Origin of the sequence: Pseudomonas sp. KBN10P06128, assembly GCF_037574945.1 — a bacterium.
GTDB lineage: Bacteria > Pseudomonadota > Gammaproteobacteria > Pseudomonadales > Pseudomonadaceae > Pseudomonas > Pseudomonas aeruginosa.
Map to the genome: position 1 here is coordinate 470,709 of NZ_JBBELR010000001.1, position 14,887 is coordinate 485,595.

Annotated in this window: 15 protein-coding genes; 2 read left to right on the forward strand and 13 right to left on the reverse strand. The window is 67.8% G+C overall.

Annotation, left to right across the window (positions count from 1 at the left end; translation table 11 throughout):
- Positions 1-100: 100 nt before the first annotated feature.
- Complete coding sequence (locus tag VQ065_RS02135) at positions 101-1,087, forward strand: tetratricopeptide repeat protein (RefSeq protein WP_003084453.1); 987 nt, start codon at positions 101-103, stop codon at positions 1,085-1,087.
- Positions 1,088-1,199: 112 nt separating this feature from the next.
- Here VQ065_RS02135 and VQ065_RS02140 read toward each other — a convergent pair whose 3' ends face one another.
- The 7 genes from VQ065_RS02140 to VQ065_RS02170 form a co-directional block, all read right to left on the reverse strand.
- Positions 1,200-1,631 (reverse strand): hypothetical protein, encoded by a 432-nt coding sequence (locus tag VQ065_RS02140; protein WP_003084454.1) that lies wholly within the window; start codon positions 1,629-1,631, stop codon positions 1,200-1,202.
- A gap of 151 nt (positions 1,632-1,782) precedes the next feature.
- The gene (gene ggt / locus VQ065_RS02145; protein WP_003084456.1) at positions 1,783-3,516 is read right to left on the reverse strand and encodes a gamma-glutamyltransferase; all 1,734 of its coding nucleotides are present in this window, start codon (positions 3,514-3,516) and stop codon (positions 1,783-1,785) included.
- 127 nt (positions 3,517-3,643) lie between these two features.
- Positions 3,644-3,895 (reverse strand): YfhL family 4Fe-4S dicluster ferredoxin, encoded by a 252-nt coding sequence (locus VQ065_RS02150; RefSeq protein WP_003084462.1) that lies wholly within the window; start codon positions 3,893-3,895, stop codon positions 3,644-3,646.
- Positions 3,896-4,015: 120 nt separating this feature from the next.
- On the reverse strand, positions 4,016-4,495 hold the full coding sequence (gene coaD / locus VQ065_RS02155) for a pantetheine-phosphate adenylyltransferase (RefSeq protein ID WP_003084466.1): 480 nt from the start codon (positions 4,493-4,495) through the stop codon (positions 4,016-4,018).
- A 148-nt stretch (positions 4,496-4,643) separates the two neighbouring features.
- Positions 4,644-6,239: a GMC family oxidoreductase gene (locus VQ065_RS02160; protein ID WP_003128925.1), complete on the reverse strand. Its 1,596-nt coding sequence runs from the start codon at positions 6,237-6,239 to the stop codon at positions 4,644-4,646.
- Between the two features lie 56 nt (positions 6,240-6,295).
- Complete coding sequence (locus VQ065_RS02165; protein WP_003084486.1) at positions 6,296-6,844, reverse strand: hypothetical protein; 549 nt, start codon at positions 6,842-6,844, stop codon at positions 6,296-6,298.
- 54 nt (positions 6,845-6,898) lie between these two features.
- Complete coding sequence (locus tag VQ065_RS02170; RefSeq protein WP_003084487.1) at positions 6,899-8,329, reverse strand: coniferyl aldehyde dehydrogenase; 1,431 nt, start codon at positions 8,327-8,329, stop codon at positions 6,899-6,901.
- A gap of 287 nt (positions 8,330-8,616) precedes the next feature.
- Here VQ065_RS02170 and VQ065_RS02175 point away from each other — a divergent pair, with 287 nt between their 5' ends.
- The gene (locus VQ065_RS02175) at positions 8,617-9,264 is read left to right on the forward strand and encodes a TetR/AcrR family transcriptional regulator (protein ID WP_003084488.1); all 648 of its coding nucleotides are present in this window, start codon (positions 8,617-8,619) and stop codon (positions 9,262-9,264) included.
- Here the strand turns inward: VQ065_RS02175 and VQ065_RS02180 are convergent.
- The 6 genes from VQ065_RS02180 to VQ065_RS02205 form a co-directional block, all read right to left on the reverse strand.
- Positions 9,249-9,659 carry a GNAT family N-acetyltransferase gene (locus VQ065_RS02180; protein ID WP_003084489.1) on the reverse strand — a complete coding sequence of 137 codons (411 nt, stop codon included), beginning with the start codon at positions 9,657-9,659 and terminating at the stop codon, positions 9,249-9,251. The genes VQ065_RS02175 and VQ065_RS02180 overlap by 16 nt on opposite strands.
- Positions 9,660-9,721: 62 nt before the next feature.
- Entirely contained in the window at positions 9,722-10,720 is a 999-nt protein-coding gene (locus tag VQ065_RS02185; RefSeq protein ID WP_003084490.1) for a hydrolase, read from the reverse strand.
- A 36-nt stretch (positions 10,721-10,756) separates the two neighbouring features.
- Complete coding sequence (locus VQ065_RS02190) at positions 10,757-11,323, reverse strand: hypothetical protein (RefSeq protein WP_003084491.1); 567 nt, start codon at positions 11,321-11,323, stop codon at positions 10,757-10,759.
- 2 nt (positions 11,324-11,325) lie between these two features.
- Positions 11,326-11,922 (reverse strand): 16S rRNA (guanine(966)-N(2))-methyltransferase RsmD, encoded by a 597-nt coding sequence (rsmD, locus tag VQ065_RS02195; RefSeq protein ID WP_003084492.1) that lies wholly within the window; start codon positions 11,920-11,922, stop codon positions 11,326-11,328.
- Positions 11,922-13,409, reverse strand: a complete 1,488-nt coding sequence (locus VQ065_RS02200; RefSeq protein WP_003084496.1) for a M16 family metallopeptidase — start codon at positions 13,407-13,409, stop codon at positions 11,922-11,924. The genes rsmD and VQ065_RS02200 overlap by 1 nt, the downstream gene beginning before the upstream one ends.
- Positions 13,402-14,799, reverse strand: a complete 1,398-nt coding sequence (locus VQ065_RS02205) for a M16 family metallopeptidase (protein WP_003084498.1) — start codon at positions 14,797-14,799, stop codon at positions 13,402-13,404. The genes VQ065_RS02200 and VQ065_RS02205 overlap by 8 nt, the downstream gene beginning before the upstream one ends.
- Positions 14,800-14,887 lie beyond the last annotated feature (88 nt).

Genomic DNA, 14,887 nt, shown 5'->3' on the forward strand with positions numbered 1-14,887 from the left:
TGATCGGACTCTCCGATGGTGACACTGTCCTGCTGACCAGCAAGGTCACAAGGTCGACCAGGGGTGGCCGACCGGCTCAACCAAGATAAGGATTTCGCGTATGTTCAGTCAGTGGGTGTTCCTGTCCGTCCTTGCTCTTGCCGTACCCTCGTTCGCCTGGGCGGAGGACGCGGTGTCCGACCTCGCCAAGGAGCAGTCCAAGGCCGAGCAGGGCGACAAGCGCGGCGATGAACTGTTCGCCGAATTCACCCGCCTCCGCCAGGCCGCCGAGACGGGGGAGCCGCAGGCGCTGTTCGATTTCGGCGCCTACTTCTACCAGCAACAGAACTACGCCAGCGCGCGCGAATGGTGGGGCAAGGCGGCCGCTGCGGGGATGGTCCGCGCGCAGATCCAACTGGCCATGCTCTATCGCGATGGTGACGGCGGGCCACAGGACAAGACCGAGGCGGCACGCTGGTTCCGGAAGGCCGCGGAGCAGGGGGATGCCGCCGCCCAGAATGAAATGGGCGTTCTCTACTGGAGAGGCGAAGGGGTCGACCAGGACCGGGTGAAGGCCGGGACCTGGTTCGAACGCGCGGCGGCCAGCGGTAGCGAAGACGCCGAAACCAATCTGGGATGGTTCTACCTGGACGACTCGCAAGGCGTCTATTCCGCCACTTCAGACGAGGAAGCCGCCCTGCTGGACCGTTATGCCGGCAGCCGGGAAAAGGCCTTCCAGTGGTTCTGCAAGGCTGCGACCCAGGGAGATGCCCGTGCCCAGTTCAAGGTGGGCGAGGCCTACTGGAACGGTTCCGGTGCCGGGATGAACAAGCTGCAAGCACGGCTCTGGCTGGAAAAGGCCGCACAGCAGCAGGATGCGGATGCCATCGCCTGGCTGGAGAGCGCCGCGAACGCAGCCTGGTACACCCGCCTGGAAAACTGGATTCACGCTGCGCTGGATGGAGAGCTGTCCGGCGTCGCCGACTGCTCCGGTGCCGCCGATCGCCGGCACTCCGGCCGAGGCATGGAGGGCGCCTCGTCTGAACCGGAGGCGGTGGAAGCCAGTGCGGAGGATGCGCAACAGGCGGCTGAAGCGGCGAGCCAGTGAGGCCCGCCGCCTGGATTGCCAGCCGGACTCGTCGGCGAGACGTCTACGCGTGGGCCGGGGCGCCCTGTCGGTCGAGGAGGACCCGGCCGGTCATCGATCGGCTTTTTCTTGTTCAGGGGGTGTAGCGGTATTTCGTTTCCACGTCCTGGCGCTTCCGCGCCAGCGTGGCGCCGTCCAATGCGCCGTTGTCGGCCAGCCGTTGCAGTTCGTCGAAGTCGCGCTGGCGCAGCTTCTCCAGGTGCACCCGGGTCGCGGTGTAGTTGATGCGCTGGGATGCGTCGTAGCCGCTCACCGGGTCCCAGAGGATCGACAGCGGCCAGAACAGCAGGTTGACCACTCCGAGTCCGTAGGAACGGCCGTAGAAGGAGCCGCCGCCGGGGAGCAGGCCGAGGGCCGCGCCGGTGCCGGGGGATTTCTCGATGACCGCCAGGTTGCGGGCTTCGTAATACTCAAGTTCGGCCGTCTGCTGCGAGTTGAGGCCGCTGGCGCAACCGCTGGCGAGGGCGAGGGTGGAGGCGATCAGGAGGGGACGAAACAGCGACATCGGGTTTCCTTGCTTTTGATTATCCAGTATCCGTGTGAGCCGCCTGCGCGGCGGCGCGCAAGCTAGCATGGATGGATGTCAAAAGGCCATTATCGATCGCTGGTATCCGCGTTTTTGAGCGCTGTCTCTCGTTTCGCCGCTCTCCTGGGGTTCAGTGCGCCTGGGGCTGTGCCTGCATTTCCGGGGAAAACGCCGAATAACCGATCCCGCGCGGGTCGCTGGCGGCGTCGACGCGGCCGCTGCGCTTGTCCCAGTAGAGCACCTGCTGGTTGCCGTAGCTGCGCTCCAGGCGTTTGAGCTGATAGCCGCGCCGGCGCAGTTCGGCGGCCTCGGCATCGCTGAAGGCGCGCGGTTCGTACTCGACGACGTCCGGCTTGTACTGGTGGTGGTAGCGCGGCGCGGCGACCCATTGGCCGACCGGGCGGCCGTCGAAGTACTGCAGCATGGAGATCAGCACCATGCTCGGGATGCGGCTGCCGCCAGGGGTGCCGAAGGCGGCGAAGTCGGTCGGGCTTTCCAGGAAGCTCGGGCTCATGCTCGACAGCGGGCGCTTGCCGGCCGCCACCGCGTTCGCCTGGCTGCCGGCCAGGCCGTAGCTGTTGGCGCCCTGGGTGTCGGCGGCGAAATCGTCCATCTCGTTGTTCAGCACCACGCCGGTACCGGGAACGGTGAAGGCGGCGCCGAACGGCAGGTTCACCGAGAGGGTGGCGGCCACCGCGTTGCCCTGGGCATCGATCACCGCGAAGTGGGTGGTGTGGTCGCCTTCGCGCCAGGCCGGCGCCTCCGGCAGCGCCGAGCTGGGCGTGGCGCGGCGCGGGTCGATGCCGACGGCAAGGCGCTTCAGGTAGTCCGGCGCCAGCAAGCTGGGCAGCGGGTTGGCGACGAAGTCCGGGTCGCCGAGCAGGCCTCGATCGCGGTAGGCACGGCGCAGGACCTCCAGCACGTAATGGGCGCGCTGTACCGGCTCGGCCTTCTGCCACGGCAGCTGTTCCAGCATCTGCAGGCTCTGTGCCAGGGCCACGCCGCCGGCCGAGGGCGGCGGTGCGCTGATCAGTTCGCGGCCGTTGGCCAGCTTCACCTCCAGCGGGCGGCGTTCGATCACCCGGTAGTCGCGCAGGTCGGCGGCGCTCCAGATGCCGCCGCCGGCGCGGACCCCGGTGAGCAGCTTGTCCGCTGTCTCGCCTTCGTAGAAGCCGATCCGCCCGTAGCGCCCGAGGCGTTCCAGGGTACGTGCCAACTGCGGTTGGCGGAGCAGGTTCCATTCGTCGGGGATTCCGCCCTTGTCGAGGAAGATCCGCGCGGTTTCCGGGTCCTTGCGCATCGCTTCCAGGCGCATGGCGACGCGGTCGCGGTAGACCCGGTCGACGGATACGCCATCCACCGCCAGGCGGATCGCCGGCACCAGGTTGTCGGCCAGGGGCTTGCGTCCGTAGCGGCCGCTCAATTCGACCAGCGCCGCCGGCAGGCCGGGGATCGCCGCCGCCAGCGGGCCGTCGACGGACAGCCTGGGGTCGACCTTGCCGTTGCGTCGGTACATGTCGGCGTAGGCGGCCTTCGGTGCGCGCTCGCGGGCGTCGAGGAAGCGATAGGTCGGCTGCGCGCCGGCCTGGCGCAGAAGGAAGAATCCACCGCCGCCGAGTCCCGAGCCGTAAGGCTCGGCTACCGCCAGGGCAGCGGCGATGGCCGCCGCGGCGTCGAAGGCGTTGCCGCCATTGGCCAGGGTTTCCAGGCCGGCGACGGTCGCGGCCGGATGCGGCGTGGCGACGGCGGCCTGCTGCGGTGCGTGGGCGTCGCCGCGAAAGCTGTCGGCATGCGCCGCGAGGCTGAGCAGGGACAGGCCGCAGGCGGCGACCAGGGTACGGACGGGCAGGTTCAGGAAGGACATGGCGGCTCACTGTTCAGCGGCGTTCGCGGGACGGGACCGCGAACGCCTCAGACTGGATTGCCAAGGATAGCCAAAAGCGCGTCGGACGGGGCGCGAACCGTCCCTGAAGGACAGGCGCCGGCGGGGATCAGGCCTTGCCGGTGATCTTCCGGTATTTCTCCATCAACTGGTCCTTGCTCTCGACATTGGCGTCGTCGAGGGGAATGCAGTCCACCGGACAGACCTGCTGGCACTGCGGCTCGTCGTAGTGGCCGACGCACTCGGTGCAGAGATTGGGATCGATCACATAGATTTCTTCGCCTTGCGAGATCGCGCCGTTCGGGCATTCGGGTTCGCAGACGTCGCAATTGATGCAATCGTCAGTGATTTTCAGGGACATCTAACAACTCCAACCGCGACGGACAGCCACGGCATCGGTAACGGGAATAGCGGAATTGTGCCGCATCGGCGCCCGCAGTGCACGCGGGGCGCCGACGGGAGGCCGGCGGAGAGATGCGGATCAGCGCTTGAAACGTTCCGCCAGGGCGTCTGCCACGGCCGGATGCACGAACTTGCTGATATCCCCGCCGAGAGCGGCGATTTCCCGGACCAGCGTCGAAGAAATGAAGGAATACTTCTCCGACGGGGTGAGGAACATGCTTTCCACGTCGGGGGCGAGCTGGCGGTTCATGTTGGCCAGCTGGAACTCGTACTCGAAGTCGGAAACCGCGCGCAGGCCGCGGAGGAAGACATTCGCCTTCTGCTCCTTGACGAAGTGCGCCAGCAGGGTGGAGAAGCCCACCACCTCGACGTTCGGCAGGTGCTTGGTGACCTCCTGGGCCAGCGCCACCCGCTGTTCCAGGCTGAACAGGGGGTTCTTCTTGGGGCTGGCGGCGACCGCGATGATCACATGGTCGAAAAGCCGTGAAGCACGTTCGATCAGATCGCCGTGACCCTTGGTGATGGGATCGAAGGTGCCTGGGTACAGCACTCGGTTCATCGCTACGTCCTGGCAGGGTTTCGTAAGGGAATCGGATGGTAGCGCAGGGATGCCCGTGCGGCCAAGACGCACGGGCCATCGGCCTTTAGCCCATAGGTCTGATGGCGCCGGGCCGGCTGCCGCGGCGCGCGGCCGGCCCGGCGGCGGTTCAGGCCCTGGCCAGGCGTTCGGCCAGCGCGCTGGCCAGTTGCGCGGTAAGACCGTAGACCGAGAGCTGCGGGTTGGCGCCGATGCTGGTGGGGAACAGCGAGCCGTCGTGGATCGACAGGTTTCGCAGGTGGTGATGGCGGCCGAGGCTGTCGGCCACCGCCACGGCCGGGTCTTCGCCCATGGCGCAGCCGCCCATGACGTGGGCGCTGCCCAGGCGCGTGCGGTAGATCTCCAGGCGCAGGCCGTCGATGATCCCGCGCGCCTCCTGCAGGTTCTTCGCGCTACGCGCGTCGCTGTGCACCGGCCGCACTTCCCGGGCGCCGGCGGCGAACTGGATCTCCGCCATGGTATGGAAGGCACGGCGGATACCGTCCCAGGTGTAGTCGGTCATCCGGTAGTCGAGCACCGGGGTGTCGTCGCCGCGCAGGCCGACCGAGCCCTCCGCGCTGTCCGGGTGGAAGCCGTCGCGGAGCAGGGCGAGCATCATGTTGGTATGCGGTAGCTGTTCCATGCGCAGGGCGTTGTCGCTGCCGAAGCCGCCGAGCAGCACCGAGGCCAGCGACGGTTGCAGCGGCGGCACCTCCAGTTTGTAGGACATGCGTCCGGTGACACCGTCGTCCCATTGGAAATGGTCGGAGTAGATCGACTGCGGTGCGCCGTAGAAGGGGTTGATCACCCGGTCGAACAGCCCCGCGCTGAAATTCACCGTGTGCAGGAAGGTGCGCTTGCCGACCCGCTGGCTCGGATCAGGCGCCTTCGAGCGGAGAAGAATCGCCGGGGTGTTGATGCCGCCGCCGGACAGCACGTAGTGCCTGGCCCGGACCCTGATCCGGCGGCCGTTGGGCGCCACGCAGCGCTCATCCATGCCCAGGCATTCGAGGCCCGTCACCTTGTCGCCATCCAGCAGCAGGCGGTTGGCGCGCGCCAGGTAGAGCAGCTCGCCGCCCTTGTCGAGGGTCGCCGGGATGGTGGTGACCAGCATCGACTGCTTGGCGTTGACCGGGCAGCCCATGCCGCAGTAGCCGAGGTTCCAGCAGCCGAGGACGTTGCGCGGGATGACCTTCCAGTGATAGCCGAGCTTCTCGCAGCCCAGGCGGATCACGTCGTTGTTGGCATTCGGCGGCAGCGCCCAGGGCGCCACGTGCAGGCGCTGCTCCATTTTCTCGAACCAGGGCGCCATGTCCTCCGCGCTGTGGCCCTTGACCCCGTAGACCTGGGCCCAGTGCTGCAGGGTCGGTTCCGGGGTGCGGAAGCTGCTGGTCCAGTTGATCAGGGTGGTGCCGCCCACGGCGCGACCCTGGAGGATGGTGATGGCGCCGTCCTTGCTCATCCGGCCGATGCCTTCCTGGTACAGCTCGGGGTAGGCGTCGGCCTCCTGCATCTTGAAATCGCTGCTGGTCTTCAGCGGGCCTTCTTCCACCAGCAGCACCTTCAGGCCGGCGGCGCTGAGGATTTCCGCGGTGGTGCCGCCGCCGGCGCCGGTGCCGACCACGACCACGTCGGCCTCCAGCTCCAGGTCGGCGTCCAGGCGCGAGCCGTTGTAGGTTTTCCAGCCGCGGGCGAGGCCCTCGGCGAACAGATCGGGTACAGGCATGAATGCACTCTCAGGCTAGGCGGCTTCGGGCTCTTCGTATTGTTCCGGGGGGCGGCTCAAGCGATCTTCGGCGGTCCGGGATAGCCACAATGGGCCCACGCCTCGGGGCGGGCGTACCAGGCCATCATCGCCAGTTGCATCAGCGAACTGTGGCCCATCCGCAACAGGCCGATGAAGCTGTTTTCCCAGCGCGAAAGGAATGCCCGCACGTCGTCGCCGCTGGCGTTCTCCCAACTGCCCCAGATACCGGTCAGCGGGCCACGGGTGAGCGGCAGGGCGAGCACGTCGAAGAGTTGCTGGGTGAGCTTGAACATCTCCGGGGAGAGCCGCGCCAGGTTGTGGTCGAGGCTCTGGATCGCGCCCTCCACGGCTTTCGGCATCTGCTCGGCGGAAACCGCGCCGAGCAGCATCACCGGCAGCAGCGCACGGAGGAACGGCAGGTCGGATTCGCGGACCTTTTCCAGGCCGCTCGCCGGTTTCTCCGCCGAACAGCCGGTGAGGCTGGCGGTGACGCCCGCGGTGGCGAGGAAGGCGCCGCCGATCAGGCCGACTTTCATCAGGCTGCGTCGGGACAGGCCGGCGCTTTCGAGAGTGGTGTCGCTCATTGTTGTTATGTCACCTGCAGCGTAGGAATGAGGGGGCGCCGCACGCGCCCCGGTTCAGCGCACGAACAGCTTGTAGACGAGCTTCTGGATCGACTTGCCGTAGGGCGGGTAGATCATTCGCGCGGCGTTGAAGCGCGGCTTGCTGAACACGCCCTTGGCCTTGCTGAAGGTGAGGAAGCCTTCGTGGCCATGGTAGTGGCCCATGCCGGAGGGACCGACGCCACCGAACGGGATGTCGTCCTGGGCGACATGCAGCAGGGTGTCGTTCAGACACACACCGCCTGAGTGGGTCTCGTGCAGCACGCGCTGCTGTTGCGCCTTGTCGTAGCCGAAGTAGTACAGGGCCAGCGGTCGCGGGCGCTGGTTGACATAGGCCAGGGCGTCTTCCAGGCGCTCGTAGGGGATCACCGGCAGCAGCGGGCCGAAGATTTCCTCCTGCATCACTTTCATGTCGTCGCTGACGTTCAGCAGCAGCGTCTGCGGCAGGCGCCGTTGCTGGCCTTCGGCGAACAGCGGGACGAGGGTCGCGCCCTTCTCGCGGGCGTCGTCGAGATAGCCCCGGAGGCGGCCGAGCTGGCGCTCGTTGATGATCGCGGTGTAGTCGGGGTTGTCCGAAAGACGCGGGAAGAAGCCCTGGACCACCTCCTTGTACTGACTGACGAATTCCTCGACGCGCCGGCTCGGTACCAGCACGTAGTCGGGCGCGACGCAGGTCTGCCCGGCGTTGAGGCTCTTGCCGAAGGCGATCCGCTCGGCGGCGTCCTTCATCGGCACGCTGTCGGAGACGATCGCCGGCGACTTGCCGCCCAGCTCCAGGGTGACCGGGGTCAGGTTCTCGGCGGCGGCGCGCATCACGTGCTTGCCGACGCTGGTGGCGCCGGTGAACAGCAGGTGGTCGAACGGCAGCTTGGAAAAGGCCACGCCGACGTCTACCTCGCCTAGCACCACGGCGACCTGGTCCTCGGGGAAGATCCGCGCCAGCAGGTCCTTGAGCAGGCGCCCGGTGGCCGGGGTCGACTCGCTCATCTTGATCATCACCCGGTTGCCGGCGGCGAGGGCCCCGGTCAGCGGGCCGATGGAGAGGAACAGCGGATAGTTCCAAGGCACGATCACCCCGACCACGCCCAGCGGCTGGTACACCACCTGGGCCGAGGCCGGCTGGAATTGCAGGCCGACCGCGCGGCGCGCAGGCTTCATCCATTTCTTCACGCGCTTGGCGGCGTAGTGGATGCCGTGCAGGCTGGGCATGATCTCGGCGAGCAGGGTCTCGTCGGCGGAGCGCGCGCTGAAGTCCTGGTCGATGGCCTCGATCAGTGCCTGCTGTTCCTTGAACAGCAGGTCGCGCAGGGCCTTCAGCCACTGCACGCGCTGCGTGGCGTCGGGCATCGGCTGCGCCAGGTAGGCGGCGCGCTGGCGGGCGAAGAGGGCTTCGAGCTGGTTGATTTCCTGCTGGCTCTGCTGCAGGTAGGCGATATCGGCGACCATGGGCTGGCTCCTCGGCGAAGCGTGGGCGGCTGCGTGGCCGCGCGTCTGTCGTTATGGCGGACCTGCTCGGTCCGATGAATTTCGCTACGTCGCTGGATTTCTAGAGTAAATACTCTAAAGTGTCAAACAGCATGCCTGCCAGCCCGGCGCTTGCGTACCCAACGAAAGGCGGGCCGGTCGCCGGCCGCCGCCCCGGGGGCTGACCCGGGCGGCCGGCTTTGTGTACCTTCTACGCTGTCACGGCGGGGCGCGCCCCGCACTGTTACCCGAACGAGCCCGTCGTCCCCATGGCACCACGCATCAAGACCCGCGATCGCATCGCCCAGGCCAGCCTGGAACTGTTCAACGCCCAGGGCGAGCGCAGCGTCACCACCAACCATATCGCCACCCACCTGGGTATATCGCCTGGGAACCTCTACTACCACTACCCGAACAAGCAGGCGATCATCGCCGAGCTGTTCGCCGAGTACGAAAGCCACGTCGAGAGTTTCCTGCGCCTGCCCGAAGGGCGGGGTCTGACGGTGGACGACAAGACCTTCTACCTGGAAGCGCTACTGGCCGCGATGTGGCGCTACCGCTTCCTCCACCGCGACCTCGAGCACCTGCTGGAAAGCGACCCGGAGCTGGCGGCGCGCTACCGCGCCTTCGCCCAGCGTTGCCTGGTCAACGCCAAGGCGATCTACCGGGGCTTCACCGAGGCCGGCATCCTGCGGATGAACGAGACCCAGCTGGAGGCCCTGACCCTCAACGCCTGGATCATCCTCACCTCCTGGGTGCGCTTCCTCTGCACCACCCTCGATCTCGACGGCGACCTCAGCGAGGCGCAACTGCGTCGCGGCATCTACCAGGTGCTGGCGCTGGAGAGCGGGCACATCGAGGCGCAGGCCCAGGATGCGGTGGACGGGATTTCCGAGCGGCTCTACGTGCCGCTCTGATCGCGCAGGGTTTTCTCCAGCACCTGCTGGATGTGGATGCCGTGGCGGCGGAAGAAGGCTTCGGTACCGAGGGTGGCGTCGGTGAACAGGTAGGCGCCGCGGTGATCCTCGGCGAAGCGCCGCAGCAGGGCTGCGCCGACGCCGCTGCGCTGTGCGCCGGGCAGCACGGCGATTTCCGCCAGCCAGACGCGAATCGGTGTTTCTTCCTCGGCGCGCAGCAGGCCGACCAGGCGGCCGTCGCGTTCGGCCAGCAGGGAATAGCCGGAATGCTGGTACAGCGTGCGTAGCTCGGCAGGCGGCATGCGCCGGTCCCAGCCGACTGCCGCGTGGATCGCCAGGATCGCCTCGCAGTCGGCGTCGTCGAGCATCGGGTTGTGCCGCAGCGTCAGTTCCATTCGCCCCCCTTTTTCCTTCAGCCTGTTCCTATTCTGCCGCCCGTCGCCGGACGCCGGCCAGCTCAGTGCTGCCGCAGGCGGGCCTCCAGCCAGTCGGGGATGCGTCGTTCCAGGTAGTAGGTGGGCTGGCGCGGAGAGCCGTCGACGAAGCCGACGTGACCGCCGCGGGCGTGCAGTTCCAGCTCGGTGCAGGGTGCCAGTTCGCTGCGATCGGGCAGGCTGCGGGCGAACACGAAGGGGTCGTCGCTGGAATGGATGATCAGGCTCGGCGTGCGGATGTCCGGCAGGTAGTAGCGGCTGGACGCGCGCCGATAGTAATCCCTGGCGTCGGCGAAGCCGTGCAGCGGCGCGGTGACCCGGCCGTCGAAGTCCCAGAAGGTGCGCATGCCCTCCAGCGGACCGAGGCGTTGCAGGGCGGCCAGGCCTTCCGCCTGGCCCTGCTCGCCGAACAGCCGCTGCTTGTCCTGCACGTAGGCCAGCATGGCCTTCATGAAGTGCGCCTGGTAGACCCGGGAAAAGCCCAGGCCGATGCGGTCGGCGCACTCGTCCAGGCGGAACGGCACCGACACCGCGACGCCGCCGAGCAGCGGGCAGTCCCCAGCGGTTTCGCCCAGGTACTTGAGCAGCACGTTGCCGCCCAGCGAATAGCCGACCGCGTACAGCGGCGCTTGCGGGCGCCTGGCGCGCAGGTGCGCGACCACCTCGGCGAGGTCGTCGCTGACCCCGGAATGGTAGCCGCGCGGCAGGCGGTTCGGCTCCCCCGAGCAACCGCGCCAGTTCAGCGCCACGCTGGCCCAGCCGCGCTCCAGCAGGGCGCGCTGCAGACCGAGGATGTAGTGCGACGAGGATGACCCGGTGAGGCCGTGCAGTGCCAGCACCAGCGGGGTTTCGGCATCGTGCGGGCCGGCCCAGTCGAGGTCGATGAAGTCGCCATCGGCCAGCCACAGGCGTTCGCGCTGCCGTTCCAGGGTCGGCCCGCGGCGGAAGAACGGGCTCCACAGGGTCTGCAGGTGCGGATTGGGCAGCCACCAGGCGGGCTGGAAGGTCGGGGACGCGGTCATGCGCAGGTCATGGGCGGTGGTGGTGTGGTCACCAGCTTACCAGCCGAACTCGTCGGCGAGGTCCTCCGCCCGCTGGCGCGAACCGAGGATCGGTTGCAGTTCGTCGACGAGCTGCTGCCGATAGCGGGGCGCGACGCTGCAGTCGTCCAGCAGGATGTCCTCGCCGGCGCCGCTCCAGACCTCGCCGAAGCAGGCCAGGCTGGCCGCCATCTGCCACAGGTCGTCGAAGCACGGGGCCGGGTCCCAGCCCCTGCCGCCATGCAGGTCGAAGAGTATGCGCCCGCTGCCGGTCTCGAGGATGAACGGGTCGGCGCCCTGGTCGGCCACCACCAGCCAGTCGTCCTGCCAGCCCGACAGGCGCTCGCCGCTGATGCCGTGCCAGCGATAGCCGGCCTGGCGCTGCCAGAGGCGGGCCAGGGACGGCAGGAAAAATGGGTTGCCGGCACTCTCCAGGGTGCAGTCGAGCGGGCCGACCTCGCGGTAGAAACGCTCCAGCTCGGCGGGCAGGGCGATATCGCCCTGCCAGTCGGCGGCGGGTTGCGCCGCGCAAGGCTCGCCAAGCGCCAGCAGGCGTTGGCGAATGCTCGCGGAAGCCGGGCTCATCCTCAGGCTCCCCGCTGCCAGAGCGCGTAATGTACGTTGCCGGCTTTCTTTTCCCGGTGCAGCCGCCAGTTTCCGGGCAGGCCGAGGGACGAGGGGACGCTCTCGCTCTCGGTATAGATCCAGGCGTCGGGGTTCAGCCAGCCGCGGGTTTCGAGCAGGCGGCAGGCGTCCTGCAGCAGGTTCTGATGGAACGGCGGGTCGAGGAACACCAGGTCGAAGGCGCTCGGAGCCTGGTTTCCCAGGTAGCGCACGGCATCGCCGAGGACCAGTTGGGCGGTGCCGCACTTGAGCGCGTCGAGGTGGTTGCGCAGGGCCGCCACCGCTTCGCCGTTGGTATCCAGGGCCAGCCCTTCGCGGGCGCCGCGCGACAACGCCTCGAGGAACAGCGCGCCGCTGCCGGCGAAGGGATCGAGCACCCGTGCGCCTTCGACATAGGGTGCCAGCCAGTTGAACAGGGTCTCGCGGACCCGGTCCGGGGTCGGTCGCAGGCCGGGCCCGTCGGGAAAGACTAAACGCCGGCTGCGCCATTCGCCACCGATGATCCGCAGCTGTCCCTGGCCGCCGTGGCGGCCGGGGGCTTTCGCAGTAGGTTTGCTCATCAATGCTCCGGAACGCCGCTGGGTTGCTGGGCCGGCTTGGCGGTGGGTGGCGGCAGGGGTTTCTGCGGCACGCTCGGGCCGGCGCTGACGATGACGAAGGCGTCGGCGTCCAGGTGCTTGGCCATGGCGGTCCTGACCTGTTCGACGCTGAGTCCCTCGACCTGCTTGAGGAAGCTTTCCAGGTAGTCCAGCGGCAGGCCGTAGAAACCGATGGCGCCGAGCTGGCCGACGATGTCGGCGTTGCTCGCGGTGGACAGCGGGAAGCTGCCGGCCAGTTCGCGCTTGGCGTCGTCCAGTTCCTTCTGGGTCGGGCCGTTGGCCAGGTAGTCGCGGACGATGTCCTGGACCAGCTTCAGCGCACCTTCGCTGAGTTCGGCGCGGGTCTGGAAGTTGATCATGAACGGACCGCGTGCCTGCATGGCGGTGAAGCCGGAATAGATGCCGTAGGTCAGGCCGCGCCTTTCTCGCACCTGGTCCATCAGGCGGGTGCCGAAGCCGCCGCCGCCGAGGATCTGGTTGCCCAGGTAGAGCGCCGCGTAGTCGGGATCCTGGCGGTCGATGCCAAGCTGGGCGAGCATCAGGTGGGTCTGCTCGGAGGGGAAGTCGATGTGCGTCAGGCCGGGCTTGGGCGTTTCCGGCTGGGCGGTCTTGGCCAGCGCCGGGCCCTGGGGCAGCGCCTTGGAGACTTCTGCGGCGATCGCTTCGGCCTCCTGCCGCGAGAGGTCGCCGACCAGCGCGATGACCACGTTGCCGGCGGCGTAGGCTTTCTTGTGGAACGCCTGCAATTGTTCGCGGCTGATCGGTGGAACGGACTTTTCGTCGCCGTCGCTGGAGTGCGCGTAGGGATGCTCGCCATAGAGGCGCTTGAACAGCTCCAGCCCGGCCAGCTTGCCGGGGTTCTGCTTCTGGTACTCGAAACCGGCCAGGACCTGGTTCTTGATGCGTGCCAGGGCGTCCTCGGGGAAGGTCGGCTGGCCGATCACCTGTTCGAACAGCTTCAGCGCCTGGGTCCGCTTGTCGGCGTCGGACAGGCTGCGCAGGCCGGCCACCGCCATGTCGCGGTAGGAGCCGTTGCTGAACGAGGCGCCGAGGTCCTCGAAGCCGGCGGCGATGGCAGTGGTGTCCTTGCCCGGCACGCCTTCGTTGAGCATGGCGTTGGTCAGCATCGACAGGCCGGGGGTGCCGGCGTCCTGGCTGCTGCCGGCGGCGAAGGTCAGGCGCAGGTCGAACATCGGCAGTTCATGGGCCTCGACGAACAGCACCTTGGCGCCTTCGGCGGTCTTCCATTCCTGGATGTCCAGCTTGCGATGGACCGGCGCCTGCTTGGCGACGTCCTTCAGCGACTGCAACTGGTTTTCCTCGACCGCCGCGGCATGGGCCGCCGCCGGGGTCTGGGTGGGACGCGCGACGAAATAGGCCAGCGCGGCCAGCAACGCGATGACGATCAGGCCGAGCAGGCCATAACGCAGCCCTGTGCGCTCACTCATGACGGGCCTCCTTTTCCTCGGCCTTCACAGGCAGCACTTGCGCCAGGGTCAGGCGCGACGGGGTGAAATAGGTGCGGGCGGCTTTCTGGATATCGTCCGGAGTCACTGCCTTGAGGGCCTCCAGGTCCTGGTCGATCAGCTTCCAGGACAGGCCGACGCTTTCCAACTGGCCGATGCTGCTGGCCTGGGCGGCGATGGAGTCCTTCTCGTAGACCATCCCGGCGATCATCTGCGCACGCACGCGCTCGATCTCCGCGGCGCTGGGCGGGTTCTGCTTGAGGTCATCGAGCTGCTTCCACAGACCGGCCTCGACCTGCTCGAGGGTCTTGCCCTTCTGCACGTTCGGCGTGGCCGAGAGGACGAACAGGCTGTCGCCGCGGTTGAACGCGTCATAGTAGGTGGAGGCGCCGGCGACCAGCTCCTCGCCGCGCTCCAGGCGCGAGGCCAGGCGGGCGCTGTAGCCGCCATCGAGCAGCGCGCCGATCAGGCGCAGGGCGTTGACTTCGCGAGGGTTCTCGCTGCTGCCCAGGCTGGGCACATTGAAGCCCATGATCAGGTTCGGCAGCTGGGTGCGTACGTACAGCTTGAGCCGGCGCTCGCCGGGCTCGGCCAGTTCCAGCGGCTTGCGCGCCGGCGGCAGCTGGCGCCAGGGGATCTCGCCGAAGTAGCGCTTGGCGAGGGTCTTGACCTCGTCGGCGGTGACGTCGCCGACCACTACCAGGGTGGCGTTGTTCGGCGCGTACCAGGATTCGTACCAGTGGCGCAGGTCGTCGATGGTCATGCGCTGCAGGTCGGCCATCCAGCCGATGGTCGGGGTGTGGTAGCCGCTGGCCGGGTAGGCGGCGGCCTTGAAGCGCTCGAAGGCGAGGGCGTTGGGATTGTCGTCGGTGCGCAGGCGGCGCTCCTCCTTGATCACCTCGATCTCGCTCTTGAACTGGTCGGCCGGCAGGCTCAGGTGGGCCATGCGGTCGGCTTCCATCTCCAGCGCTACCGGCAGGCGGTCGCGGGCCAGGACCTGGTAATAGGCGGTGTAGTCGTCGGTGGTGAAGGCGTTCTCTTCCGCACCCAGGTCGCGCAGCACCCGCGAGGCTTCGCCCGGGCCGAGCTTGCGGCTGCCCTTGAACATCATGTGTTCGAGGGCGTGGGACAGGCCGGTGAGCCCGGGTGTCTCGTAGCTGGAGCCGATCCTGTACCAGAGCTGGGAAACCACCACCGGGGCGCGGTGGTCTTCACGCACTATGACCTTCAGGCCGTTGTCGAGGCTGAACTCGTGGGTGGGCTGGGTTTCCGCCGCCTGGGCGAAAAGCGGGAGACAAAGGCTGGCTAGGAGCAGGCCGACGCGGCGGCGAGCTGGGGTTTTCATGGTGATCTGGACCTTTCGTGCCGCCACCGGGGTCTCAGGTCACTGCGGGGCAGGACCCTTAGCCCCGTCGGGCGAGGAGATGCTAGGATACCCATCCGTTTTCCGGGCGGCCACG

Coding starts and splice junctions, on each gene's coding strand:
- VQ065_RS02135 (WP_003084453.1), top strand. CDS start 101: ATGTTCAGTCAGTGGGTGTTCCTGTCCGTCCTTGCTCTTGCCGTACCC.
- VQ065_RS02140 (WP_003084454.1), bottom strand. CDS start 1,631: ATGTCGCTGTTTCGTCCCCTCCTGATCGCCTCCACCCTCGCCCTCGCC.
- ggt (WP_003084456.1), bottom strand. CDS start 3,516: ATGTCCTTCCTGAACCTGCCCGTCCGTACCCTGGTCGCCGCCTGCGGC.
- VQ065_RS02150 (WP_003084462.1), bottom strand. CDS start 3,895: ATGTCCCTGAAAATCACTGACGATTGCATCAATTGCGACGTCTGCGAA.
- coaD (WP_003084466.1), bottom strand. CDS start 4,495: ATGAACCGAGTGCTGTACCCAGGCACCTTCGATCCCATCACCAAGGGT.
- VQ065_RS02160 (WP_003128925.1), bottom strand. CDS start 6,239: ATGCCTGTACCCGATCTGTTCGCCGAGGGCCTCGCCCGCGGCTGGAAA.
- VQ065_RS02165 (WP_003084486.1), bottom strand. CDS start 6,844: ATGAGCGACACCACTCTCGAAAGCGCCGGCCTGTCCCGACGCAGCCTG.
- VQ065_RS02170 (WP_003084487.1), bottom strand. CDS start 8,329: ATGGTCGCCGATATCGCCTACCTGCAGCAGAGCCAGCAGGAAATCAAC.
- VQ065_RS02175 (WP_003084488.1), top strand. CDS start 8,617: ATGGCACCACGCATCAAGACCCGCGATCGCATCGCCCAGGCCAGCCTG.
- VQ065_RS02180 (WP_003084489.1), bottom strand. CDS start 9,659: ATGGAACTGACGCTGCGGCACAACCCGATGCTCGACGACGCCGACTGC.
- VQ065_RS02185 (WP_003084490.1), bottom strand. CDS start 10,720: ATGACCGCGTCCCCGACCTTCCAGCCCGCCTGGTGGCTGCCCAATCCG.
- VQ065_RS02190 (WP_003084491.1), bottom strand. CDS start 11,323: ATGAGCCCGGCTTCCGCGAGCATTCGCCAACGCCTGCTGGCGCTTGGC.
- rsmD (WP_003084492.1), bottom strand. CDS start 11,922: ATGAGCAAACCTACTGCGAAAGCCCCCGGCCGCCACGGCGGCCAGGGA.
- VQ065_RS02200 (WP_003084496.1), bottom strand. CDS start 13,409: ATGAGTGAGCGCACAGGGCTGCGTTATGGCCTGCTCGGCCTGATCGTC.